The organism is Acidiphilium sp. AL, assembly GCF_025499445.1.
Classification (GTDB): Bacteria; Pseudomonadota; Alphaproteobacteria; order Acetobacterales; family Acetobacteraceae; genus Acidiphilium; species Acidiphilium iwatense.
In genome coordinates this window covers 279,299-302,708 of sequence record NZ_JAIMBZ010000001.1, presented here as the reverse complement: position 1 = coordinate 302,708, position 23,410 = coordinate 279,299, and the positions used below count along the sequence as shown (strand labels likewise).

Below are 23,410 nucleotides of genomic sequence, written 5' to 3'. Positions count from 1 at the left end.
GTTTTCCTTCAAACGGCCGGCATGGCGGTGGGCACAAAATCAGGCGTGTCGGTCGAGGCATAGTTGAAGGTCACATCCTTCCAGACCTCCAGCGCCTGGCGCAGCGGCAGGCAATGCTTTGCTGCGTCGGTCAGAATTTGCGGCCCTTCCGCCATGATGTCGCGCCCCTCGTTGCGCGCCAGCACCATCGCTTCCAGCGCCACCCGGTTGGCCGTCGCTCCCGCGGCGATGCCGAGCGGGTGGCCGATCGTGCCGCCGCCGAATTGCAGCACCGTATCCTCGCCCAGCAGATGCAGAAGTTCATGCATCTGCCCGGCATGAATGCCGCCCGAGGCAACCGGCATCACCTTGCGCGTGCTCGCCCAATCCTGATCGAAAAACACACCGTTCTCCAGATTCATCGGCACGCGGTTCTCGCGCAGGATATCGTAGAATCCGCGCGTGGTTTTCGGATCGCCTTCGAGCTTCCCGACCACGGTTCCCGCATGGATGTGATCGACCCCGGCAAGCCGCATCCACTTCGCGATCACCCGGAACGACACCCCATGGGTTTTCTGCCGCGTGTAGGTTCCATGCCCCGCGCGGTGCAGATGCAAGATCATGTCGTTGCGCCGCGCCCATTTCGACATCGACTGGATGGTGGTATAGCCGATCACCAGATCGATCATCACGATGGTGGAGCCAAGCGTTTTGGCGAACTCCGCGCGCTCGTACATATCCTCCATCGTTCCGGCGGTGACATTGAGATAGGTGCCTTTCACCTCGCCGGTGGCGGCCTGCGCCTTGTTCACCGCCTCCATGCAATACAGGAACCGATCGCGCCAATGCATGAAAGGCTGCGAATTGATGTTTTCGTCATCCTTGGTGAAATCAAGGCCGCCTTTCAGTGCCTCGTACACCACGCGCCCGTAATTGCGCCCCGAAAGCCCAAGTTTCGGCTTCACCGTCGCCCCCAGCAATGGCCGGCCGAACTTGTCGAGCCGTTCCCGCTCGACGACGATTCCGGTGGCCGGGCCATCGAAGGTTTTCACATAGGCGACCGGCAAGCGCATGTCTTCAAGGCGCAGCGCCTTGAGCGGCTTGAAGCCGAACACGTTGCCGATGATCGAGGCGGACAGGTTCGCGATCGAACCCGGCTCGAACAGGTCGAGATCGTAGGCGATATAAGCGAAATAGGAACCGGGCGCATTCGGCACCGGATCGACGCGGTAGCACTTCGCCCGGTATTTCTCACACGCCGTCAGCCGGTCGGTCCAAACCACCGTCCAGGTCGCGGTCGAGGATTCGCCGGCCACCGCCGCCGATGCCTCGATGGGATCGACGCCTTCCTGCGGTGTCACGCGGAACAGCGCAATGATATCGGTATCCTTGGGTTCGTAATCGGGCTCCCAATAGCCCATCTTGCGGTATTCCAGCACGCCGGAGCGGTAGCGGTCCTTGCCGCTCGGTTTCTTCATGGCGGATGCTGCGATGTTCGTGTCCATGCTGGTCTCCTTATGCCGCCCGAGCGGCAGTGGTCCTGGGGTTGAGGCTGCCCGACGCATAACGTTTCGCCATTTCGGCGAGCGATGCAGGCTTGATTTTGTTGGCTTTGCCGGCGGTGCCGAAGGCTTCGAACCGCTCCCGGCAGAGTTGGGTCAGCGCCTTGGTGGCGGGAGCCAGAAACTTGCGCGGATCGAATTCCGCCTTGTTCTCAATCGCCGCGCGGCGCATCGCCGCGGCCATGACCAGCCGGCAATCGGTGTCGATATTCACCTTGCGGACGCCGAATTTTATGCCGGTCTGGATCTCCTCGACCGGCACGCCCCAGGTCTTCGGCATTTTCCCGCCCCAGCGGTTGAATTCCTCCTGCAAGGCCTCGGGCACCGAGGACGAACCGTGCATCACCAGATGCAAATCCGGCATGAGCGCATGAATCGCCTTCACCACATGCAACGCGAGGATGTCGCCATCGGGCTTGCGGGAGAATTTATAGGCGCCGTGCGAAGTTCCCATGGCGATCGCCAACGCATCGACGCCGGTTGCGGCCACGAATTCCACCGCCTGATCGGGGTCGGTCAGCAATTGATCGCGGCTGAAACTGCCTTCCGCGCCATGTCCGTCTTCGGCTTCGCCTTGGCCGGTCTCAAGACTGCCCAGCACGCCCAGCTCGCCTTCCACCGAAACGCCGATCTTGTGCGCCATGTTGGCAACGCGCCTGGTGATTTCGATATTGTAGTCGTAACTTGCGGGGGTTTTCGCGTCCGCCATCAGGGAGCCGTCCATCATCACGCTGGTATAGCCGTGCTGGATCGCGGACAGGCAGGTGCCTTCATCATTGCCGTGATCCTGATGCAGGCAGATCGGAATATGCGGATAGGCTGCCTCCGCGGCGTTGATCATGCCGGCCAGCATCAGGTCGCCGGCATAGCTGCGCGCCCCGCGCGAAGCCTGTAAAATGACTGGCGCGTCGGCGGCATCCGCCGCGTTCATGATACCGATCACCTGTTCCATATTGTTGATGTTGAATGCAGGCACGGCGTAATTGTGATCGGCGGCGTGGTCGAGCAATTGCCGCAACGTGATGCGCGCCATTCTACGAAACTCCTTGTGTTGATTTCACCGTCATTTCGCCCGGTTCCGTCGCTCGATGAGATGCATGATGACGGGCGTGAGGATGAGCTGCATCGCCAGATCGAATTTATTGCCGGGAATGGCGATGGAATTCGCCCGCGACATGAAGCTGTTGTGCAGCATCGATAACAGATACGGAAAATCGATGCCGTGAGGATTCCTGAACCGGACCACGACGATCGATTCATCCGCCGTCGGAATCCAGCGCGCGATGAACGGGTTGGAGGTATCGACCGTTGGCACGCGCTGGAAGTTGATGTCGGTCTGGGTGAACTGGGGGCAGATGTAATGCACGTAATCGGGCATCCGCCGCAGGATCGTTTCCATCACTTGTTCGGTTGTGTAGGATCGGCCCGAACGATCGCGATGGATTTTCTGAATCCATTCCAGATTGAGCACCGGCACGACACCGATTTTCACATCGGCGTATTGCGCGATGTCGATGTCGCCATGCACCACGGCGCCATGCAGCCCTTCATATAGCAGAATGTCGGTATAGGCCGGCAGTTGCTCCCATTCGGTGAAGGTGCCGGGTTGCGCGCCATGGATCGCCGCCTCCTTCTCGTCATGGATATAATGGCGGGTCAATCCGGTGCCGGATTCGGAATAATTCCTGAACGTCGCCTGCAAATTTTCCAGCAGGTTCTCGTTCAGGCCGAAATGGCTGAAATGATTGTTGCCGGTCTTCTCTGCCTCGGCCATCCGCAGCTTCATCTCGGCGCGGTCATACCGATGGAACGCATCGCCCTCGATATAGGCGGGTTTTATATGCTCGCGCCGAAAAATCTGCTCGAATATGTTGCGCACGGACGTTGTGCCCGCGCCGGACGAACCGGTGACGGAGATGATCGGGTGTTTTACGGACATGCGAGACTATCCATCCGCATCGCCTGGGGTGTGGTGTGCTGGCGGAACAGGCCACGCTGGCCAAACAGGGGCGAGCGATCCGTGTTCGGTGCCCGAAACAACTCGATGATCCGCTCCACCTCGGCGGCGGCGCCGAACACCAGAGGAATACGCTGGTGGATGTCCTCTGGCACCAGGTCGAGAATATGACGCCGTCCGTCAGTCGCGGCACCACCGGCCTGCTCGATCAGAAAGGCGATCGGAAACGCCTCGTAGAGCAGGCGCAGGCGGCCATCGCGATAGGTTTCCCGCGCATCGCCAGGATAGAGATAGATGCCACCGCGAATCAGAATCCGATAGGCTTCCGCGACCATAGAGGCGATCCAGCGCGTGTTGAAATCGGCGCCGCGCGGCCCGGCCGTGCCCAGCAGACAATCGCCGATATAGCGCTGAACGGGCCGGTCCCAGTGCCGGCAGTTCGAGCCGTTGATGGCATATTCACGGGTCTCGCGCGGAATCACGACGGCATTGCCGCTGGAGACAAAATTGCCTGAAGCCGGATCAAGAGTAAAAATCAGCGTGCCATAACCGAGCGTCAGCACCAGTGCCGTGTGCGGCCCGTAGATCAGAAAACCGGCGGCAAGTTGCGCGTGACCCGAACAGAGGAAACTTCGTTCTGGCGGCCCTTGCGCGGGATCGGCGGGGAGAATGGTGAAAATCGTGCCGATCGGGGCATTGGTATCGATATTCGAAGAACCGTCGAGCGGATCGATCGCGACCGCGAGCGGCGCTTTCGGATCAAGCACGACCGGCGCATCGTCCTCTTCCGAAGCCAGCACCGCGACCGGCGAGGCCGCCAACACGTCATGCAGCATCGCATTGGCCAGAACATCGAACGCTTTCTGCACATCGCCATCACGTCCGATGTGCGGTTCAGCCCGAGCTGGACTCGAAAGATCGCCCAGGTCGCCTCTTGCCAGAAGCCGGGCCAGTTTGCGTCCGGCTTCGGCGATGGCCAGAACCACGGCGCCGACATCGGCATAATGACCACCATGCCTGGAAACGATCTGATCGAGATATTGCGCGAGGCGCACTGCGTGCGTCATCGAAACGGTCTCCTCCTCCAAGAATTGCGGCGCTCATTGGCTCCGCTTTCGGACGGATTTTCCCCGCGCATCGGTCCGTGGAAACTGTGGCAAGAATTCTATTGTCAGTAAAGTCAAATGATCTTATTCTCTAATTCAGAAAAACTTAAAATCAGCCGTCACCATGAAACATGTCACGCTGAAACAATTGCGCGCGCTCGCCGCCGTCGCCCAGCACGGCTCGGTCACCGTTGCGGCTCGTGCGCTCAACCTTTCAGCCCCTGCGGTGACTTTGCAGCTTCAGTTGCTGCAACGGCAGGCCGGCGCACCGCTGCTCCAGCGCACCGCGACCGGAATGCAGCCGACCAGGGCCGGGCTGGAAGTGATCGACGCTGCCGGCCATATCGAGGCGGCTTTGCGCGGCTGCGAAATCAATCTGGCCGCCCTCGCCGGCGCCGAACGCGGCACCATCAATGTCGGCGTCATCAGCACCGCCAAATACTTCGCACCGCGCAGCCTGTCCGCCTTCGCATCCGCCCATCCGGGGCTTGAGCTGAAACTTGTCGTCGGCAACCGTGCTGAAATCATCGAGGGATTGCGACATTACGAACTCGATCTGGCGATCATGGGCCGCCCGCCGAACGAGCTTGCGGTCAAGGCGGATATGATCGGCGATCATCCGCACGTCATCATCGCTCCGTCAGGACACGCGCTGACGGCACGGCGACGGATTGCGCCGCGCGATCTGAACCGCGAGACTTTTCTAGTCCGGGAACCCGGCAGCGGCACGCGCAGTCTGATGGAAAGTTTTTTCGTCGAAGCGCGGCTGACGCCAAGGATCAATATGCAGATCAGCAGCAACGAGACGATCAAGCAGGCGGTCATCGCCGGGCTCGGCATCGCCTTTCTGTCCGGCCACACGATCGAGATGGAGTTGGAGACAAACCGCCTCGCGGTGCTGGATGTGATCGGCCTGCCGATCGTGCGGCAATGGCATGTCGTCTATGCCGCGGACCGGACATTGTCGCCAGCCGCCCGCCTGCTCCGCACGTTTTTGACCAAGCAAGGGAAAAGCTATCTTCCGGGTTCGAAACCCGCCCAACGCTCCCGCGCTCGGCGTTAAAATAGTGCCCGCTTGATCGGGCGCTGAAAGGCATGACGTGGCCGATTCCGATCCGTTCGACCTGGGGCGTTTCCTGCGGGTGCAGGAATCCGTCTTCGGCGCGGTGCTCGCCGAATTGCAGGCCGGCCGAAAGCGAACCCACTGGATGTGGTTCATCTTTCCGCAACTGCGCGGACTGGGCCGTTCGCCGGCGGCCGAATATTACGGCCTGTCCTCGCTCGACGAGGCACGTGCCTATCTCGCCCATGCGCTGCTTGGACCGCGGCTGGATCATTGCGCCCGGATCGTGCTCATGGCCGAAGAACACTCGCTCCATGCAATCTTCGGTTCGCCCGACGACATGAAATTCCATTCGTCGATGACGCTTTTCGCGCTCGCCGCCGCGGACGAACAAAATCCGTACCGGCAGAACCTGGTCCGATGGTTCGGCGGGGGAATGGATGGCCAAACCCTTGGTCTGCTCCGGCGCACTGACCACCCTCGGTAGAGTTTCGCGCCACACCTTTGGGAGATGGTGCCGACACCCAGGATTGAACTGGGGACCTACTGATTACGAATCAGTTGCTCTACCGCTGAGCTATGTCGGCGACCGGCACCGCTATAGCGAGCCGCCGCCGCCCTCGCAAGACATGCTCAAGCCGCGACGACGGCGCTCTCGCCCGACAGGATACGCCGCAAGGCAACCACCAGATCGTCCATCATCGCCTCGGTGTGCTTCGGTCCCGGCGTGAAGCGCAGCCGCTCGGTGCCGGCCGGCACGGTCGGGTAATTGATCGGCGTGGCATACATGCCGAACTCGCGGATCAGCCGCATCGAAACCTCGGTGGCCCGCGCGGCGTTGCCGATCATCAGCGGCACGATATGGCTCTCGCTATGCAGGCGCGGCAGTCCGGCGGCATCGAATTTTCGCTTGAGCAGGCTCGCCCGCTCGAACAGCACGGCGCGGCGCGCATCGTCCGCCTTGAGCCGGCGGATCGAGGCAAGCGCCGCTGCGACCGTGGGCGGCGGCAGGGCGGTAGTGAAAATGAACCCGGCCGCCGTCGAACGGATATAGTCGATCACGCTGGCATCGCCCGCCACATAGCCGCCATGGCAGCCATAGGCCTTGGCCAGCGTCCCCTCTATGATGGTCAGGCGCCCGGCCACGCCATCCCGTTCCGACACCCCGCCCCCGTGCGGGCCATACATGCCGACGGCATGAACCTCATCGAGATAGGTGATGGCGTTGTATTTATCAGCCAGATCGCAGATCGCCCCGATCGGCGCGATATCGCCGTCCATCGAATACACGCTCTCGAACGCGATCATCTTCGGTGCGTCCCCGGGCGCCGCCGCGAGCAGCCGCTCCAGATCGGCCGGATCGTTGTGCCTGAACACATGCACCTTGGCCGGGCGGCCGCCCTTGATGCCGACGATCATCGAATTGTGGTTCTGCGCGTCGGAAAATACGTGCCAGTCCGGCAGCGAATTCAGGATCGCGCTGAGCGTGGCTTGATTCGACACGTAGCCCGAGGTGAACAGCAGCGCCGCATCCTTGCCGTGCAGCGCGGCGAGTTCCGCCTCCAGAGCCACATGAATCGGCGACGATCCGGCGATATTGCGCGTCCCGCCCGCGCCCGCGCCCATGGTGCGCGCCGCCGCGATCGAGGCCTCGATCACCTCGGGATCGGTGCCCATCGCGAGATAGTCGTTCGACGACCAGACCAGGATATCCTCGGTCTTGCCGTCCATGGTGACGCGGTAATACGGGAAGCGGTCGGCCAGCTTCTCCAGCGCCACGAACCGGCGATAGCGCCCGGCGGCGCGGATATCGGCCAAGGCCTTGTCGCATTGCGCGATAAACGGATGATCCCTGTTCATTCCCACACTCCAGCACGCAGCCCTTCGAGGCCGCGACATATCCCCGCATCCATCATATTCCGATTTTGGCTAAGTATGCGACAGGAAACGATCACATCCTTGCTATGCCCCGAGATGCCATGCGCAACGTCAGCGGCCCAGCACTGCCATCATTTCGGCCCATTCGCGCTTGGAAAGCCCCGATCCAGGCTGCTCCACCGCCTCGCCGGCCAGCATCCGGCGCAGCACGGCGAGCATCGACGCCGAAAAACTGGCCGCCCCCAACCGATACTCCTCGAAAGCCCGAAAACAGGCCGGCACCCAGGCGCGCACCATATCCATCATCGCCTCGGCATAGGCGCGGATTTCATATTGCGCATGAGGATCGGCCCGCAATGATAGGAAATGAAAAAGATTATGCAGATCGGTCTTCCAGTACCACTGGGTATAGGTGTTGAGGGTGAGGTTCATCCGCGCCAGCTCCCGCGCCAGCCCGCGCCGTGCCGGATCGGCCTCGCCCTCGTTCAACATGTGCTCGTAATGAGTATAATTCCGCTCCGCATCCTCGCGCAGCAGCGACAGCACCTCGGCAGCCTCATCGCCCGCGAGCACCGCGCCCCGGCCCTGGCGGTTGCTGGCCGACTGCGCCGCGAGATGTTCGGGGGCGGGGACATAAAACTCCCGATCCATCACCGAATAACGCGCGGAATACTCGTTCACGTTGGCGGTGCGATGCCTGATCCATTGCCGTGCCACGAAAATCGGCAGCTTCACGTGGAACTTGATTTCGCACATCTCGAACGGCGTGGAATGCCGGTGCCGCATCAGGTAGCGGATCAGCCCCTCATCCTCGCTCACCTTGCGCGTGCCGCGGCCGTATGAAACCCGCGCCGCCTGCACCACCGCCGTATCGTCGCCCATATAGTCGATCGCCCGGACGAAGCCGTGGTCGAGCACCGGGATCGGCGCGAACAGCATGGCTTCCAGCGCCGGCACGGTAGCACGCCGGGTCGAAGCGCTCTGGCCTCGCGCCGTGTCGATCTCGGCCTGGTCGGAATCGGAAAGCTGCATGGAGAGGTCCCTTTCGCCGCGCGATGCTATCGCCTATATACGGGGTGTCGGGCAACCGACTACGGCGATAAACGGTGCGTGGAATAAGCGTTGTGGACCCGGGGGCAGTACCCGGCGCCTCCACCAAACTCTGCTGAAACCAGCAGAATACGGGGGCGAAACAGGCTCGACACGCGCGGTAAAGACCCATCTTTCGCTCGGCATGGTTCCGCCGTCATCGGGCCGTATCACAAGTGCCAACGATAACTTCGAGGCGCTCGCTATCGCTGCGTAAGCGATAAGCGCGGTTGGGGGGGCACCGGGCAACAGAAGCCCCCCGCTTTCACCGGGCAGCCTTTCAGGCATAAAAAAACGGCCGGTTTTTGGGCCGGCCGGCATCATTGCGATGCAATCTGAAGAGGCTCCCTAAACTTGGCGGCTGGCACTGTTCAGTCTCGACTTGCCGATCCCTCAAAGCGCCACGATCGTTAAATGACGGATAATCGTTTCCCAAGCAAGACCCTTTCGTGTCGTATATGGGGTTTTGAAAGAAAAAATGTATTACGTGCCGCGACGGTCATGCTTATTTATGATACATTTTCGGTCAGCCATACCGTCCGATCACCGCGAAACCAATGATGACAAAGCCGAGCAGCAGATCGATCGCGATCAGGCGGACAAGCCGCCGCGTCTCTGTCGTCTCTCTGTCACGATCGCGCGAGACTTCGGCGGCGCGCAGCAGCACCGGCTCTCCAAAGGCCGCGATCAGAAGCACCACACCCATCGCGATCCCCGCGGCCTGCATCGCATCGACCGCCCAGGGCCAGAGGCCCGGCGATCCGTCGGCCAGGAAAGCGAGTGCCCAGCCGGAGGCGAGCGTCACCGGCATCGCGAGCACGCCGCCGCGCAGCAACCGTTCCGCGCGCGCGCCGAACCCCGCCTCGTTGCGCGGAAGGAGCAAAATCCCGGCCAACAACCCGATCCATAGCGCCGCGCCGGCAAGATGAATGGCGAGCAGAGTCGAAATACCGATGAACGACAAGACTGAACCGCCTAAAAGAATTCGATTTTCGCCTGCCTCATAGCAAATCCCACCCCTCCCGTCCCACATGGATTGTATGGAACCGCTCTTCACCCCGCGCGAGATGGCCGCGATCGACGCCGCCGCCCCGAATCACGGCACCGCGTCGCTCGATCTGATGGAGAATGCCGGGCGAGCCGTCACCCGTGCGATCCTCCGCCGCTACCCGCCGTGCCGCGTCCTGGTGCTCGCCGGGCCGGGCAATAACGGCGGCGACGGCTATGTCGCCGCGCGCCTGCTCGCCGAGCGCGGCTGGCCGGTTGCCGTCGCCCCCATCGCGCGCCCACGCGCGGGGTCGGACGCCGCCATCGCCGCCGCACGCTGGGACGGCCTCCTCGTATCGCCCGAAACCGATCGCATCCGCGCCGCCGATCTCGTGATCGACGCGGTGTTCGGCTCCGGCCTCGCCCGCGAAATCGCGCCGGATATCGCCGAACAACTCGCCGCGGCCGGAACCCTCGTCGCGATCGACATGCCGAGTGGGGTGGACGGCGCCACCGGCGCAATCCGGGGTTTCGCGCCACGAGCCGCCCTCACCGTCACCTTCGTCGCGCGCAAACCCGGCCATCTGCTCTATCCGGGCCGCGCCCGGTGCGGCGAGGTCGTCTGCGCCGATATCGGCATGCCCGCCGGCGCGATCGCCCGTATCGCCCCAACCCTCTGGCGCAACGCACCCGGTCTATGGCGCCTGCCCGGCATCGCGGAAGCCGGCCATAAATACGATCGCGGCCATCTGACCATCCTCGCGGGCGCGATGCCCGGAGCGGCAATCCTCGCCGCCAATGCCGCCCTCCGCGCCAGTGCCGGGCTGGTAACGCTCTCGGCGGAACAAGCCATTGCCGGCGCACCGCCCGGCCTGATCGTCCGCACCGACCGATTGTCCGATCTCATCGCCGACACGCGCCGCCGCGTCTGGCTTTGCGGCCCCGGCCTCGGCGTCGAGCGCGCGGGCGCCGCGCTCGACGCGCTGATCGCCGCCGGCCGCGCCATCGTCGCCGACGCCGACGCGCTCACCGCCTGCGCCGATGCGCCCGAGCGCCTGCGCGGGGTTTCGGCGATCACCCCGCATGAAGGCGAATTCGCCCGGATTTTCCCAGGCATCGACGGCGACAAGCTATCGGCCGCCCGCGCCGCCGCCGCCCGAACCGATACCGTCGTCGTCCTCAAAGGCGCCGATACCGTCATCGCCGCACCGGACGGCCGCGCCGCGATCAACGACAACGCGCCGCCCACCCTCGCCACCGCCGGCTGCGGCGATACGCTGGCCGGCATCATCGCCGGGCTGCTCACCCGGAAAATGAATCCCTTCGAGGCGGCATGTGCCGCAGTCTGGCTGCATGGCGAAGCGGCGCGGCGGATCGGCCCCGGCCTGATCGCCGAGGATCTGGCAAACGCCCTGCCGGAGACGATCAAAGCATTGGCCGAGCGCCGCTCGTCATGACCGGCCGGTCTCGGGCGTGACCGGCGCCGGATCGATCGTCGCTTCCGGCGCGTCTTCCTCGGATCGGCCCAAAAATTCCATGACGATCCCGACCGCGTCCCGCAGTGAGGTGGGAAACCACTCTGCATCGATCGCCGCCTGAAACCTCGCATAGCGTTCGTAATCCTCGCTCGTGGTCCAGAAACCCACGGCCAGGGACGCGCCGGGCATCGCACCGTGGACGCGCCGCACGAGATAGCGCAGGCTCGAGGGCGCGGTGCCGGCATCCAGTGTGCAGATCGCGCCGACCTCGATGCCCGTGGTATCGAGCGCCGCGATCTGGCTGCGCGATACCGCATCGAACGATACCACCCGCGCACCGATCCCGCGCCAGCGCAGCAACTGCGTGAGCAGCGAAGCCGCCAGTTCGTCGAGCCGGCCGCGCCCGGCGAAGCATAGAACGGAGGGGGAAGCGAAATCGACGCGATGCAGCATTGCGGCAATCTCGTCGCGCTCGTCGAGCACTGTCATCAGTTCGTGAATCGTCGCCTCCACCCGCTCGATCTGACCCGGATAGAGAACGCCCCGGTCGGCATCCGCCGCCGCGAAGCGCAGCGCCGGCAGCACCACCTCATCGTAATACTCGCCGAGCAGGCGATCGCGCAGCACGATCTCCGCCTGGTCCGCCACATCGTCCGGGTCGCCGGCGAGAGCGCGCTGATAGAACGATTCGACCGCGGTCAACGCCGGCTGGTTGCCGAAAATAACGGCAAAAAATTCAAGCCGCTTGAAATGCTGGCCGAGCACGACGCCGCAGAGCGTCAGCGGTGTCGAGAGCAGCAACCCGATCGGTCCCCAGATGAAACTCCAGAAAATCGCCGCGACAAGCACCGAGATCGGCGACAGCCCGGTACTGTGCCCGTAAGCCATCGGCTCGACGACCTGTCCGGCGATCGCCTCCGTCACGATGAACAGCACGAGCGTCCAGATCACCATCGACCAGCCCGGTGCGATGGCGGCGGCAAGAAGAGCGGGAGGAACCGCGGCGATGACGCTGCCGATATAGGGAACGAATCGGGCCAGCATGGTGACCACGCCCCACAGAATAGCACCCGGCACACCGATCACCGCGAGCCCGACCCCGACGACGACGCCCGACCCCAGATTGATCAGGAACTTCGCCAGGAAATAGCGCGAAAGCCGGTGTGCGGCATCGTCGAGCGCGGTGGTTGTGCGGTGAAGATCGTGCGAACCGAACAGCCGGATGAGCCGGTCGCGCAGATCGTCCTGATAGACCAGAACGAAGCCCGCTACGGTAAAGACAAGGAATACCAGCGCGAGCGGGCCAAGCGTCGGCAGAACAATTCGCCGTGCCAGTTGCGTCCCGGATATCGGCCGATGCACGACGCGAACCCGCAGCGGCGGCGGTTGCGCGGGTGCGGCGGTCTGCTTCTTCGGCCTGGCGAGCGTGTCTCGTTTCAGTTCGTCACCGGCACCTTTGACCAGACGGCCGAGATTGCCGACGGTCATGGTCCGCAGCGTTTCCACCTTATGGACCAGCGCCGCCCGTTCCTGAGGTATATTCTGCACCAGACCGGCGACCTGCGTCCCGATGACCGCACCAAGTCCCGCCAGCACACCGAGCAGCAGAATCATCGTGACCAGCACCGCGGGGATCCGGCCGAGATGCCAGGAGCGCAGAACGTGAACGATGGGGGCGACGAGAAAACTCAGCAGCACCGCGAGCGTTATCGGAATCAGAACTTCGCGGCCCAGATAAAGTGCCGCGACGACAACGACACTGGCGACCAGCGTCGTCAACCCGTGCACGCCGGGAATCCCCGGTGCGGGTACCGGGATCACGGGTCTGAGCCGGCCTGTCGATCGCGTCTCTCTCATCAGGGTTTTCCTAAAGCATGCCCCCAATTCGACTCATTGCACAGCCGACGGCCATTGCGCGGGACGCTCGGCATGAGCGCGCTCCCAGATCCCCATCGTATCGCGAGTGATCGGCACGACGTCGCGACGCTTCGCAAGCTGCATCTGGAAGACAATGTTCGAGCGGTGCCGGAAGCCCACTTCGCAGAGAGCGAGATAGAACTCCCACATCCGGCAGAAGCGCTCGTCGTACAGCGCCGCCACCTCGTCGCGCCGCGCCATGAACCGCTCGCGCCACAGCCGCAATGTCCGCGCGTAGTGCAGGCGCAGGATTTCGAGATCGGTGACGATGAGGCCGCTGCGCTCGACCGCCGAGAACACCTCGGAAAGCGACGGCGTATCGGCGCCTGGAAAAATATATTTTCGGATGAACGGATTGATCGGACCCGGCACGCCATTATCCCCGATCGCGTGAAGCAATGCCACGCCGTCATCGACCAGAAGGTCGCGGAGACGCGCGAAGAACTCGGCATAGTTCTTCTTGCCGACATGCTCGAACATGCCGACCGAGACGATGCGGTCGAATGTCCCCTCCTGTTCGCGGTAGTCGCGCAAGGCGAACCGTACCTGATCGGTCAACCCTGCTTCGGCCACGCGCGCGGTGCTCATTTTGTGCTGTTCGGTGCTCAGCGTGACGCCGGTGACATCCGCCCCGGCCGTCTGCGCCAGATAAAGACCGAGGCCGCCCCAGCCGGAACCGATATCGAGAATCCGCAATCCGGGCTGGTCGAGCATCAGCTTGGACGCGATATGACGTTTCTTGTTCTGCTGCGCGGTCTCCAGGCTGTCGGTTTCGCTGGTGAAATAGGCGCAGGAATATTGCCGGTCGCGATCGAGGAAGATGTCGTAGAGTTTGTCGGACAAATCGTAATGGTGCGCCACGTTGCGGCGCGCCCGGCCGATCGGGTTGCGTTGCTGGATATGCGTGCCGAGCCGCGCGAGCAGGCCGAGCCAGGGATGGGTGCCGATGCGATCGGCGTTCCGCCCGATGACATCGAGGAAATCATAGAGTGTGCCCTGCTCGATCACGAACATGCCGTCCATGTAGGCTTCGCCGATCGAGAGGCTGGGGTTGAGCGCCAGCGTGATGTCGAGCCGGCGCGAGCGGAGCCGGACGGTGACGCGGGGTGGCGAGTCGTCGCCGATCGCATGGATGCGACCCGCGCCGTCGATCAGACGGAGACTGCCGGAGCGGACCACGTAATTAAGAATTTTTGCGAACATCCTGGACCGGCTCTCCGTGCGTCGTCGATCATGTGTTCACGAGAGGGTCCGGCCACAAGCCGTTCGACGGATTCGCGACCGAACAAAACCGGCGGGGAAAGCGTCTGTCCGCGCGCAGCGCCGGGTTGCGAAGCGGAAGCTTTCGGAGAACGCGGCACCGTCTATAGTCGGCCCATCATTCAAGGGGAGGACCGCCATGACCACCAATGCCAGCCTGCAAGCGCGCCGCGAAGCCGCCGTGCCGCGCGGGGTGGGCGTCGCCCATCCGGTATTCGCCGCACGCGCCGAGAATTCGGAGCTGTGGGACGAGGAAGGTCGCCGATACGTCGATTTCGCGGGCGGCATCGCGGTGCTCAACACCGGTCACCGGCACCCCAAGGTAATCGCCGCGGTCGAAGCTCAGATGGCGCGCTTCACCCATACCTGTTTCCAGGTTTCGCCCTACGAGCCCTATATCGCGCTCGCCGAACGGCTCAACGCGATCGCCCCGATCGAGGGGCCGGCGAAGACGATTTTTCTCACAACCGGCGCGGAAGCGCTTGAAAATGCGGTAAAGATCGCTCGCGCGGCGACCGGCCGGCCGGGCATCATCACCTTCGCCGGCGGCTATCACGGCCGCACCCTGCTGACCATGGCGATGACCGGCAAGGTGCTGCCCTACAAGAAGCATTTCGCGCCGATGCCGGCGGAGGTCTATCACGCGCCCTTCCCGTTCGAGCCGTTCGGTGTCACCGTCGCCGATTCCCTGCGCGCGATCGAGACGATCTTCCGCGCCGATATCGAACCGTCGCGCGTCGCGGCCATCGCGATCGAGCCGGTGCAGGGCGAAGGCGGATTCATCCCCGCCCCGACCGAACTGCTCCAGGCGCTGCGCAAACTCTGCGACCAGCACGGCATCCTGCTGATCGTCGACGAGGTGCAGACCGGCTTCGGGCGCACCGGCAGGATGTTCGCCGTCGAGCATTCCGGGGTGAAGCCCGACCTGATCGCGGTGGCGAAATCGCTCGCCGGCGGATTTCCGCTATCGGGCGTGATCGGCCGCGCCGCGGTGATGGACGCGCCGGAGCCCGGCGGCCTCGGCGGCACCTATGCAGGCAACCCGCTCGCCTGTGCGGCGGCGCTCGCGGTGCTGGACGTGATCGAGGAGGAAAAACTCGTCGACCGGGCCAATGCGATCGGCGCCGCCATCACGTCCCGCCTGCACAAAATCGCCGCGCGCAACGACGTGGCCCCGATCGCGGCGATCAGGGGACCTGGTGCGATGATCGCGTTCGATGTGGTCAAGGAGCGCGGCGGCTACGAGCCGGATGCGGAAAGGACCAAACAGGTTCTCGCCAAAGCACGCGAGCACGGGCTGATCCTGCTGTCCTGCGGCGTGAACTACAACACGGTCCGCCTGCTCGTGCCGCTCACCGTGAGCGACGCGGTGCTCGACGAGGGCCTCCTCGCGCTGGAACAAGCCCTCGCCGCATGAAGATCAGGTAAAGAACTTCACCGTCATCTTGATCATCTGCTTCACCCGCCCTGAATAGGGCGGGAACAGCATCGGGGTCGCGCTGAACTTGTCCGAGAGCACGGCCCGCTCATGCGAGAAGGCGCGAAACCCGTAGAACCCGTGGGCGTTGCCGATGCCCGAATTGTTCACCCCGCCGAAGGGCAGGTTGGCGTGAAGGAAATGCGCCATCGAGGCGTTCACGCAGGAGCCGCCGGCCGAGGTTTCAGTGATAACCCGATCCGCGATCGCCTTGTCCTTGGTATAGACATACAGGGCGAGCGGCTTCGGCCGCGCATTGATCTCGCGCACCGGCATGGCGAGATCGCCGTAGGGCAGGATCGGCAGAACCGGCCCGAAAATCTCCTCCTGCATGATCAATGAATCGGCCGAAACGTTCGATAGCAATGTGGGCGCGACGAAATTCTGCCCGGCATCGGCCGTGCCGCCGGCATGGATCGTCGCCCCGCGCGTCGTCGCGTCGTCGATCAGATTCCGCACGCGCGCGAAATGCCGCGCATTGACGATGCGGCAATAATCCGGGCTTGCCGCCGCGTCGCCATACATAGCGGCGATCGCGCCGCGCGCCGCGTCGATGAATTGCGGCATCCGGCTTTCATGAACATAGGCATAGTCGGGAGCGATGCAGGTCTGGCCGTTATTGGCGAATTTGCCCCAGACGATGCTGCGCGCGGATTTCTTCAGATCGGCGGTCTCGTCGACGATCACCGGCGATTTGCCGCCAAGCTCCAGCGTGACCGAGGCGAGATGCTTCGCCGCCGCCGCCATCACGACCTTGCCGACCGCCGGGCTGCCGGTGAAGAAAATATGGTCGAACGGCAGATCGAGCAGAGCGGTCGCGACCGAGGCGTCGCCCTCGAACAGAGCGACATCGTCAGGCGCAAACGTGTCGCGCACGATTTCGGCCATCAGCGCGGCGCTGTGCGGCGTGAGTTCGGAGGGCTTGATGATCGCGGTACACCCGGCGCCGATCGCCGAGGCCAGCGGCCCGAAGGTCAGATTGAACGGGTAATTCCAGGGCGAAATGATCAGCGACACGCCTTTCGGCTCGTGACGGATCGCCGCTTTGGTACCGAGCATCGCGAGCGTGGCGGGCACCCGCCTCGGCGCCATCCAGGATTTCAGGTGCCGGCACGTGTGACGGATTTCCGACAGGATCGGCATGATCTCGGACAGATCGGCTTCCGCTTCCGGTTTGTGCAGATCGGCGGCGAGTGCGGCATAAATCGCGGCACGCCGGCCGAGAATGGCTTTTTCCAGGCGGCGCAACGTCGCGATCCGCTCATCGGCGGTGGAAACGCGAAGGGCGATCGCGCGCGTCCGCTGGCGCTCGAACACGTCTTCGATGCTCAGCGCCGGGGTGGCGGAACCGGGTCCCAGCGTGATCCTGCTGCCGACATTCATCGCGATTTCCCTCCATCTTTGTTTTTTTGCCGGGGGAGACAACCAGATAGTGACAAAAATGTCAATTTATTTCAGCTAACGATAGCGCGGCAAGGGATTCGCCGCCTCGATCCGCGTCCAGTGCGCGTGCAGCAGCGCGATCTTGTCGAACACGGCGGCCAGATCCATCATTTCCCGGTCGAGCCGGCGCGCTGCGGCAAGTCCGCGATGCGATGGTTCGCCCGAAATCAGCCGCGCCCCCGCCGACACCCGCAGCCAGCCGACCTGCCCGCCATCGCCGTCCGGCAATGCCACCGGCTGACCGATATGGCAGATCCGGGCGGCAAGGCGGCGCTCGTCAGCGGTATCGAACAGCGCGGAACAATCGGCATTCAGCCATTGATAGAGCTTGCGCATCGCGGCGGGATCGAGCAGCCGTCCCGACTCATCCGGCGAGCGCACGGCGAAGCCGAACACGCTGCGCAGCCCGTCCCATCCGTCGCCGTCGCGGCACGGGGCGGTCACGTTCTGGAGCACGAAAATGGAATGGCCGCGGATCGCCTCCCGCACCGTCGCCGCGAACCGCTCGAGCACCGCGATCTTGCGCATATCGCTCACCTTCGCGAAGGCGCGATATTCCGCCAGCGCCGCCCGCCAGCGGAGCACAAGCCCGTAATTGGCGGTCGGCGGCAGCAATCGTGCGGCGCGCGCGCCTTGCGGCCACTCGGCACGGCCGAAATAGGCATCGAGCCCTGCCGGCAGCGCGCCTGACGACAGGCGCTTCGCGAGCGCCGGCGGCAGCAGCGCCGCACCGGCGAACGGCGGTCCGGTGAGGAATTTCGAGCCGGTGATCTGCACCACCGCGCCGAGGTCGAGATAGGCCCGGATGTACGCGGGCGCGATGCGAAGCTGGCAGGCATCGACCACGATGTCGAGCACCGCGCCGAACCGCTCCCGCAACGCGCGCAGCAGTTCCATCGACGGCGCGAGCAGCCCGGTTTTCGACAAATCGAGTGCATGCAGGATCGCAAGCCGCCCGGCGCCGGTCGCATTGGCAACGGCCGCGACGATGTCGGCATGGATATCGTCCTGCGGCCGGATCGTCCCGGCGGCGTCGCGCAGCGGAATCGAAACCAGAACCGTGTCGGCCCTGAACCCCTCGATCGGCGCGGCACGCGACACGTCGTGCCCGTTCGCCGTATCGATCGCGAAATGCCGCCCGATCGCCGCCATCGGCACGCCGCTGCCGGTTTCCTCCGGCGCCAGCAGAATCGTGGTGATCGGCTTGCCCGCGTCCGGCAAATGGCCGAGCGCCAGGGCGAGCAATTCGCTGTCGGTGCCGGACGCCGCCAGCACCACCGCACCGCCGCGCGGAACCCCGAAGGCCCGGCCGATCGCGCGGCGCACCGCCGCCGCTTCCACCTGCACCGCGGTCCGATCACCGGTCGCGAGCATCGCCGCGGTCAGGCGCAGCCGCGCCCGGTCGGCCGCCTCGTAGCCACGCTCGGAGACCGACGACGCGGTCGAGGACGCGAAGGTGATCGCCCAGGGCCGAGGCCGGTGGCTGCACCCATAGCCGTTGAGGTCGGTCTGCGGGTCGCGCAGCAGGCGGATATCGCCGCCGGTTTCCATGATCGCCTCGGCGGTGCCGAGCACCGGCCACAGCGAAACGATCCGCACGGCGGCATCGGGCGGCAGGACACCGGACGCACCGGCGCAATGCGCCGCCAGCTCGCGCCAGATCGCCGCAAGGCGCTCGGCCGACGGCGGCAGATCGCCCGCCATGGTTTCGATCCAGCCGAATTGCGCCGGCCCAAGCCGCTCGGCCAGGGCGAACTGGGCGGCGGCGCGCGCGGCCGCCAACCCGGCCAAACCTATCGGCGCCCCGGCTTCGATCAGCCGGCCCCATTCGCCGGCGAGCCTGGCCGCGATCAGCAAACCGGTCTCATCGAGACGCTCATCGAGCACGACGGCACCGGCCGGACCGACCGAAAACGCCCGCCCGCACGGCCCGATCGTCCAAGGTCGTCCCCGCAGCGGCCAGAACGCGACATCGCGCCGGAACCGGGTTCGGATATCGGCGGCGACCCGGCCGCGCGAGCGAAGCGCCGGCGCACCGGCATCGTCAGATCGGTCTCTCATGCGTGCCTTTTATAAAACAGATGTACAAACCCGCCATCCATGCTCTCATCCCGCCCAATCGCCGGGCCGAAACGCATCCTCGATCGGGATCACCGCATCGCCGACCACGAGAACCACGTCGAATCGTGCCCCGTCGCGCCACCAGGCGGGATTCTCGGCAAGGGCGATCTCCGCTGCGGCGGCCAGCCGCTTTTGCTGGCGGCGCGAAACCGACTCGGCCGCCGCGCGCACATGGCGCCTCGCCTTGACCTCGACGAAAATCACCAGCGTGCGGCTGGCAACAACCAAATCCAGCTCGCCGCCGCCTGTTCTCAATCTGCGCGCGAGAATCGCAAAGCCGCGTTCTTCGTACCAGGAGGCTGCGATCGATTCGGCATCGCGTCCGCACAGTTCGGCACGGCGGCGCTGCGCCGATTTCTGAAGACCAGGTAATGTCAAGTTCATTTTTCTTGTTACTGCCACTTCGTTGCCTTGTTAGCACAACCCTGCGTCGCCGCGCACCATTTCGGAAAATCATCTTGCAGTTGAATCACGCATTGCGTGCGATTAAAAATTAGATTTTGCTTAACAAGCTGTTGCCTCCGCCACAATGTATGAGTATGTCTAGGGGAGTTTCGCTATTTTTAGAGCAACTGTGACTTTAAATCGAATATCCCAATTTTGGCGTTTTTACTGACTTTGTTGTTAATAAACTGTAACTCCGGGGTATGCCGGGCAAACGGGTGTGGGAATGCACATGATGCACTTTAACGAAATAGGTCAGCAATTGCGGGCCTATCGGATGGAATCGGGCCTGAAGGCCGAGGAAATCGCCGCGCGGCTCGGCGTTTCGCGCGCCGCGCTCTATCGCTATGAGAAAGGCGAGGTGATTAAGCTGGACACCGTCAAGCGTCTTGCGGAACTTCTCAAAATTTCGCCGCTCACTCTTTTAGGAATCGGCGTCGAATATTATAGCCGCCCGATCGGCTATCTGGAGCGGATCAGGCAGATCGAGGAAACCGCCGACCAGATCCTCCAGTTTTTCGGCCCGATCTGCTATCTGACGACCTCCGACGAATACGACTCGGTGCTCGCGCAGATCTTCGAGGAACAGGCCGACCAGACCGGCGGCGACCGCACTCTCGCACGCACGGCCGCCGAGCAGGTGATGAGCGCGCTTACCGCGCGCAAGCGGATGTTTCTCGCCCGCCGCCCCTCGGTGATCGCGATCTTCACCTCCGGCGCGATCCAGAAATTCGTCGAAGACGGTGTCGCCGGCACCCTGCCGCTGTCCGATCGCCTGCGCGCGCTCGGGCGCGATGCCGCGCGGCACGAGATCGAGCGGATGGCCGACCTGATGGAAAGCGAGCCGATCGGGCTGCAATTCGGGCTGGTCTCCGGTGCGGAACCCAACGGCCCGTTCATGCTGCTGCGCACCCCGGAGCGCGCTTCGCTCGCGATCAACCCGTTCGCGACCGACGCCGCGCCGAACGCGCAGACCGGGGTTGCAATGATCACCAGCGCCGAGGATGCGGTGATGACCCATCAGCGCATCGCCGAAGCCACCTGGCGCGACGCGGTCAAGGGCCCGGCGGCGGCGAAGCAGATTCACGCCCTGCTGGCCGCCATTCCGGCCTGAGCAAGCGTTCCTTCCCTCATCCGGCACGCGGGGAGACAAGTTTTCCTCCGCGCGCTACACCGCGCCCATGGATCACCTGATTTCGACCGAACAGCTCGACCATGACCGCGCCGATCCGGCGCTGATCCTGCTCGACGCATCGTTCTACCTGCCCGCCGAGACGCAGAACGCCCGGGCGCTGTTCGCCGAAGCGCATATTCCGGGTGCGACGTTCTTCGACATCGAAACCATCGCCGATCGCGCCTCGTCCTTGCCGCATATGGTGCCGCGCGCGGCCGACTTCGCCGAAGCGGCCGAAGGCTTCGGCATCTCGAACGCCAGCCGCGTGGTGGTCTACGATCAGCGCGGCCTGTTCTCGGCCGCACGGGCATGGTGGATGTTCAGGCTGTTCGGCCACGATGCGGTGCGGGTACTCAACGGCGGCTTGCCGAAATGGCGGGCCGAAGGCCGGGCATTGGCAACGGGAGAAGCAACCGCCAGACCGCGCGGACGTTTCACGCCGCGCCTGCGGCCCGATCTGTTGCGCGATCGCGCCGCGATCGCGGCGAATCTCGCGGCACAGGCGGAAACCCTGCTCGACGCCCGCGCGGCGGGACGATTCTCCGGCGCCGTGCCGGAGCCGCGCCCCGGCATGCGCGGCGGCCATGTGCCGGGCGCCCGATCGCTGCCCTTTACCGACCTTCTCGGAGCCGACTTCACGCTGAAACCGCAAGCCGCCCTGCGCGCCGCCTTCGAGCAGCGCGGCATCGGCCCGGAAAGCCGCCCGGTGACCATGTGCGGCTCGGGCGTGACTGCGGCGGTGCTCACCCTCGGACTGGTTTGCGCGGGACTGCCGATGGGCGCACTCTATGACGGATCATGGGCGGAATGGGGCGGTGCGGCGGATACGCCGATCGAGACGACAGCATGAAGACCGATCGATTCGAGACGAAACTGGCACTCGCCGCGCGCCGGCCGGTCAAATCCCACGGCTTCGTCAACCCGAAGCTGGTGCGCGGCTCGACCGTGCTCTATTCGGATTGCGCCGAACGCCGCGCGATCGGCAAGCGCCGGCTGGAGCAGGAAGAAATCTACGGGCTGTACGGTACGGAAACCCATTTCGCGCTCCAGTCGATGGTCGCCGAAATCGAGGGCGGAACCCACTGCCAGATCGTCTCCTCCGGCCTCGCCGCCGTCACCGTGCCGCTGCTCGCCTATCTAAAAGCGGGCGATCACGTGCTGATGCCGGATTCGGTCTATGGCCCGACGCGGCAGTTCTGCAACGGCACGCTCAAGCGCTACGGCATCGAGACACAGTATTACGATCCGCTGATCGAGGAAGCCGCGCTGCGCGCGCTGATGCGCCCGGAAACCCGCGTGCTGTTCGCCGAAAGTCCCGGCAGCCACACTTTCGAGGTACAGGACGTACCGATGCTCGCGCGCGTCGCCCGCGCGCATGGCGCCAAACTGTTCATGGACAATACCTGGGGCATCCGCACGTTCCAGCCGTTCCGCCACGGCGTCGACGTGTCGATCCAGGCGCTGACCAAGTATGTCGGCGGCCATTCGGATATCGTGCTCGGCGCCGTCACCGTCGCGACCGACGCGGACTGGGAATGGCTGCGCAACGGCGCGCTCGATCTCGGCCAATACGCCTCGCCGGACGATTGCTGGCTGGCCTTGCGCGGCGCGCGCACGCTCGGCGTGCGGCTCGATCAGCAGGCGGCAAACGCGCTCGCGATCGCGCAATGGCTCGCCGGCCGCCCGGAAGTGCGGCGCGTGCTGCACCCGGCCCTGCCCTCCTGTCCCGGCCACGAATTCTGGAAACGCGACTTCACCGGCGCCTGCGGGCTGTTCGGCATCGTGTTCCAGTCCGAATACGATTACGAAGCGGTCACCGCCATGGTCGATTCGCTGCGCCTGTTCGGCATCGGCGCATCATGGGGCGGCTATGAAAGCCTGGCCCTGCCGACGAGCTTCACCATCACGCGCAGCGAAGGCACCGGCACGTTCGGCGGCGAAATGCTGCGGTTGCAGATCGGGCTTGAACATCTCGACGATCTGATCGCCGATATCGACGCGGGACTTGCCGTGCTGCGCGGCCAGAAGCGGATCGTCTGCGCATCGTCGCCCTGCCTCGCCGACGAGATCCAGGATCTCTATCGCGAAGAGCAGGCGCGATGACCGATACGGTCGCCGAACTGGCGCGGTTCAACGAGGCCGGCCTGATCCCGGCGATCGCGCAGCAGCACGACACCGGCGACGTGCTCATGCTGGCCTGGATGAACCGGGACTCGATCGCGGAAACATTGCGTACCGGCCAGGTCTGCTACTACAGCCGGAGCCGGCAAAAACTATGGTACAAGGGCGAAACCTCGGGAAACACGCAGCGTCTCGTGCAAATGCGCATCGATTGCGACGGCGACACGATCCTGCTTCTGGTCGATCAGACCGGCCCCGCCTGTCATACCGGCGCGCGCAACTGTTTCTATCGAAGCGTCAATTCAAACGGCGAGATCGCATAAAACAGGACACGTCATTGCGAGACGCAAAGCG

At 64.2% G+C, this 23,410-nt stretch carries 20 protein-coding genes, 1 tRNA gene and 1 other RNA gene; 9 read left to right on the top strand and 13 right to left on the bottom strand.

What is annotated here, in order from left to right; all coding sequences use genetic code 11:
* Positions 1 to 8 precede the first annotated feature (8 nt).
* From AiwAL_RS01295 to AiwAL_RS01280, 4 genes are read right to left on the bottom strand one after another with little or no spacing between them, the layout of a single operon-like run.
* Complete coding sequence (locus AiwAL_RS01295) at positions 9 to 1,484, bottom strand: form I ribulose bisphosphate carboxylase large subunit (RefSeq protein ID WP_262311954.1); 1,476 nt, start codon at positions 1,482 to 1,484, stop codon at positions 9 to 11.
* Between the two features lie 10 nt (positions 1,485 to 1,494).
* Positions 1,495 to 2,574, bottom strand: a complete 1,080-nt coding sequence (gene fba / locus AiwAL_RS01290) for a class II fructose-bisphosphate aldolase (protein WP_262311953.1) — start codon at positions 2,572 to 2,574, stop codon at positions 1,495 to 1,497.
* A gap of 30 nt (positions 2,575 to 2,604) precedes the next feature.
* Entirely contained in the window at positions 2,605 to 3,480 is an 876-nt protein-coding gene (locus AiwAL_RS01285; RefSeq protein WP_262311952.1) for a phosphoribulokinase, read from the bottom strand.
* Complete coding sequence (locus tag AiwAL_RS01280) at positions 3,471 to 4,565, bottom strand: class 1 fructose-bisphosphatase (protein ID WP_262311951.1); 1,095 nt, start codon at positions 4,563 to 4,565, stop codon at positions 3,471 to 3,473. The genes AiwAL_RS01285 and AiwAL_RS01280 overlap by 10 nt, the downstream gene beginning before the upstream one ends.
* A 163-nt stretch (positions 4,566 to 4,728) precedes the next feature.
* Between AiwAL_RS01280 and AiwAL_RS01275 the strand changes: the two genes are divergently transcribed.
* Together AiwAL_RS01275 and AiwAL_RS01270 are read left to right on the top strand one after the other, a co-directional pair.
* Entirely contained in the window at positions 4,729 to 5,667 is a 939-nt protein-coding gene (locus AiwAL_RS01275; RefSeq protein WP_235703998.1) for a LysR family transcriptional regulator, read from the top strand.
* 37 nt (positions 5,668 to 5,704) lie between these two features.
* Positions 5,705 to 6,154 carry a DUF1810 domain-containing protein gene (locus tag AiwAL_RS01270; protein ID WP_235703997.1) on the top strand — a complete coding sequence of 150 codons (450 nt, stop codon included), beginning with the start codon at positions 5,705 to 5,707 and terminating at the stop codon, positions 6,152 to 6,154.
* 25 nt (positions 6,155 to 6,179) lie between these two features.
* Here the strand turns inward: AiwAL_RS01270 and AiwAL_RS01265 are convergent.
* The 3 genes from AiwAL_RS01265 to thyX form a co-directional block, all read right to left on the bottom strand.
* A tRNA-Thr gene (locus tag AiwAL_RS01265) sits at positions 6,180 to 6,254 on the bottom strand.
* 46 nt (positions 6,255 to 6,300) lie between these two features.
* Positions 6,301 to 7,527 (bottom strand): 5-aminolevulinate synthase, encoded by a 1,227-nt coding sequence (gene hemA, locus AiwAL_RS01260; RefSeq protein ID WP_235703996.1) that lies wholly within the window; start codon positions 7,525 to 7,527, stop codon positions 6,301 to 6,303.
* A 129-nt stretch (positions 7,528 to 7,656) separates the two neighbouring features.
* Positions 7,657 to 8,577, bottom strand: a complete 921-nt coding sequence (gene thyX / locus AiwAL_RS01255; RefSeq protein ID WP_235703995.1) for an FAD-dependent thymidylate synthase — start codon at positions 8,575 to 8,577, stop codon at positions 7,657 to 7,659.
* A 7-nt stretch (positions 8,578 to 8,584) separates the two neighbouring features.
* Here thyX and ssrA point away from each other — a divergent pair.
* Positions 8,585 to 8,898: a transfer-messenger RNA gene (gene ssrA, locus AiwAL_RS01250) on the top strand.
* 262 nt (positions 8,899 to 9,160) lie between these two features.
* Here the strand turns inward: ssrA and AiwAL_RS01245 are convergent.
* The gene (locus tag AiwAL_RS01245) at positions 9,161 to 9,598 is read right to left on the bottom strand and encodes a hypothetical protein (RefSeq protein ID WP_235703994.1); all 438 of its coding nucleotides are present in this window, start codon (positions 9,596 to 9,598) and stop codon (positions 9,161 to 9,163) included.
* 76 nt (positions 9,599 to 9,674) lie between these two features.
* On the opposite strand from AiwAL_RS01245, the gene AiwAL_RS01240 reads away from it, so the two are divergent.
* Positions 9,675 to 11,078, top strand: coding sequence for an NAD(P)H-hydrate dehydratase (locus AiwAL_RS01240; RefSeq protein WP_262311950.1), 1,404 nt, complete (start codon positions 9,675 to 9,677; stop codon positions 11,076 to 11,078).
* Here AiwAL_RS01240 and AiwAL_RS01235 read toward each other — a convergent pair.
* Positions 11,073 to 12,956, bottom strand: coding sequence for an AI-2E family transporter (locus tag AiwAL_RS01235; protein ID WP_262311949.1), 1,884 nt, complete (start codon positions 12,954 to 12,956; stop codon positions 11,073 to 11,075). The two genes, AiwAL_RS01240 and AiwAL_RS01235, sit on opposite strands and share 6 nt — an antisense overlap.
* Positions 12,957 to 12,989: 33 nt before the next feature.
* Complete coding sequence (locus tag AiwAL_RS01230) at positions 12,990 to 14,219, bottom strand: cyclopropane-fatty-acyl-phospholipid synthase family protein (RefSeq protein WP_235703991.1); 1,230 nt, start codon at positions 14,217 to 14,219, stop codon at positions 12,990 to 12,992.
* A gap of 196 nt (positions 14,220 to 14,415) precedes the next feature.
* On the opposite strand from AiwAL_RS01230, the gene gabT reads away from it, so the two are divergent.
* Positions 14,416 to 15,693 carry a 4-aminobutyrate--2-oxoglutarate transaminase gene (gene gabT, locus AiwAL_RS01225; RefSeq protein ID WP_235703990.1) on the top strand — a complete coding sequence of 426 codons (1,278 nt, stop codon included), beginning with the start codon at positions 14,416 to 14,418 and terminating at the stop codon, positions 15,691 to 15,693.
* Between the two features lie 3 nt (positions 15,694 to 15,696).
* Here gabT and AiwAL_RS01220 read toward each other — a convergent pair whose 3' ends face one another.
* From AiwAL_RS01220 to AiwAL_RS01210, 3 genes are all read right to left on the bottom strand, one after another.
* Positions 15,697 to 17,136 (bottom strand): aldehyde dehydrogenase family protein, encoded by a 1,440-nt coding sequence (locus tag AiwAL_RS01220; protein ID WP_235703989.1) that lies wholly within the window; start codon positions 17,134 to 17,136, stop codon positions 15,697 to 15,699.
* Between the two features lie 75 nt (positions 17,137 to 17,211).
* Complete coding sequence (locus AiwAL_RS01215; RefSeq protein WP_235703988.1) at positions 17,212 to 19,257, bottom strand: hypothetical protein; 2,046 nt, start codon at positions 19,255 to 19,257, stop codon at positions 17,212 to 17,214.
* A 45-nt stretch (positions 19,258 to 19,302) separates the two neighbouring features.
* A complete protein-coding gene (locus tag AiwAL_RS01210; protein WP_262311948.1) occupies positions 19,303 to 19,695 on the bottom strand; it encodes a YraN family protein in 393 nt (130 codons plus the stop codon).
* A gap of 301 nt (positions 19,696 to 19,996) precedes the next feature.
* Between AiwAL_RS01210 and AiwAL_RS01205 the strand changes: the two genes are divergently transcribed.
* From AiwAL_RS01205 to hisI, 4 genes are all read left to right on the top strand, one after another.
* The gene (locus AiwAL_RS01205) at positions 19,997 to 20,875 is read left to right on the top strand and encodes a helix-turn-helix domain-containing protein (protein ID WP_235704023.1); all 879 of its coding nucleotides are present in this window, start codon (positions 19,997 to 19,999) and stop codon (positions 20,873 to 20,875) included.
* 67 nt (positions 20,876 to 20,942) lie between these two features.
* A complete protein-coding gene (locus tag AiwAL_RS01200; protein WP_235703986.1) occupies positions 20,943 to 21,785 on the top strand; it encodes a sulfurtransferase in 843 nt (280 codons plus the stop codon).
* Positions 21,782 to 23,038: a cystathionine beta-lyase gene (gene metC / locus AiwAL_RS01195; RefSeq protein WP_235703985.1), complete on the top strand. Its 1,257-nt coding sequence runs from the start codon at positions 21,782 to 21,784 to the stop codon at positions 23,036 to 23,038. Before AiwAL_RS01200 ends, metC begins: the two co-directional genes overlap by 4 nt.
* On the top strand, positions 23,035 to 23,379 hold the full coding sequence (hisI, locus tag AiwAL_RS01190; RefSeq protein ID WP_235703984.1) for a phosphoribosyl-AMP cyclohydrolase: 345 nt from the start codon (positions 23,035 to 23,037) through the stop codon (positions 23,377 to 23,379). Before metC ends, hisI begins: the two co-directional genes overlap by 4 nt.
* The last annotated feature ends 31 nt before the right edge of the window (positions 23,380 to 23,410 follow it).

Excerpts from the sequence above, each read along its gene's own strand:
- AiwAL_RS01295 (WP_262311954.1), bottom strand. The coding sequence starts at position 1,484 with ATGGACACGAACATCGCAGCATCCGCCATGAAGAAACCGAGCGGCAAG.
- fba (WP_262311953.1), bottom strand. The coding sequence starts at position 2,574 with ATGGCGCGCATCACGTTGCGGCAATTGCTCGACCACGCCGCCGATCAC.
- AiwAL_RS01285 (WP_262311952.1), bottom strand. The coding sequence starts at position 3,480 with ATGTCCGTAAAACACCCGATCATCTCCGTCACCGGTTCGTCCGGCGCG.
- AiwAL_RS01280 (WP_262311951.1), bottom strand. The coding sequence starts at position 4,565 with ATGACGCACGCAGTGCGCCTCGCGCAATATCTCGATCAGATCGTTTCC.
- AiwAL_RS01275 (WP_235703998.1), top strand. The coding sequence starts at position 4,729 with ATGAAACATGTCACGCTGAAACAATTGCGCGCGCTCGCCGCCGTCGCC.
- hemA (WP_235703996.1), bottom strand. The coding sequence starts at position 7,527 with ATGAACAGGGATCATCCGTTTATCGCGCAATGCGACAAGGCCTTGGCC.
- thyX (WP_235703995.1), bottom strand. The coding sequence starts at position 8,577 with ATGCAGCTTTCCGATTCCGACCAGGCCGAGATCGACACGGCGCGAGGC.
- AiwAL_RS01240 (WP_262311950.1), top strand. The coding sequence starts at position 9,675 with ATGGAACCGCTCTTCACCCCGCGCGAGATGGCCGCGATCGACGCCGCC.
- AiwAL_RS01235 (WP_262311949.1), bottom strand. The coding sequence starts at position 12,956 with ATGAGAGAGACGCGATCGACAGGCCGGCTCAGACCCGTGATCCCGGTA.
- AiwAL_RS01230 (WP_235703991.1), bottom strand. The coding sequence starts at position 14,219 with ATGTTCGCAAAAATTCTTAATTACGTGGTCCGCTCCGGCAGTCTCCGT.
- gabT (WP_235703990.1), top strand. The coding sequence starts at position 14,416 with ATGACCACCAATGCCAGCCTGCAAGCGCGCCGCGAAGCCGCCGTGCCG.
- AiwAL_RS01220 (WP_235703989.1), bottom strand. The coding sequence starts at position 17,136 with ATGAATGTCGGCAGCAGGATCACGCTGGGACCCGGTTCCGCCACCCCG.
- AiwAL_RS01215 (WP_235703988.1), bottom strand. The coding sequence starts at position 19,257 with ATGAGAGACCGATCTGACGATGCCGGTGCGCCGGCGCTTCGCTCGCGC.
- AiwAL_RS01205 (WP_235704023.1), top strand. The coding sequence starts at position 19,997 with ATGCACTTTAACGAAATAGGTCAGCAATTGCGGGCCTATCGGATGGAA.
- AiwAL_RS01200 (WP_235703986.1), top strand. The coding sequence starts at position 20,943 with ATGGATCACCTGATTTCGACCGAACAGCTCGACCATGACCGCGCCGAT.
- metC (WP_235703985.1), top strand. The coding sequence starts at position 21,782 with ATGAAGACCGATCGATTCGAGACGAAACTGGCACTCGCCGCGCGCCGG.
- hisI (WP_235703984.1), top strand. The coding sequence starts at position 23,035 with ATGACCGATACGGTCGCCGAACTGGCGCGGTTCAACGAGGCCGGCCTG.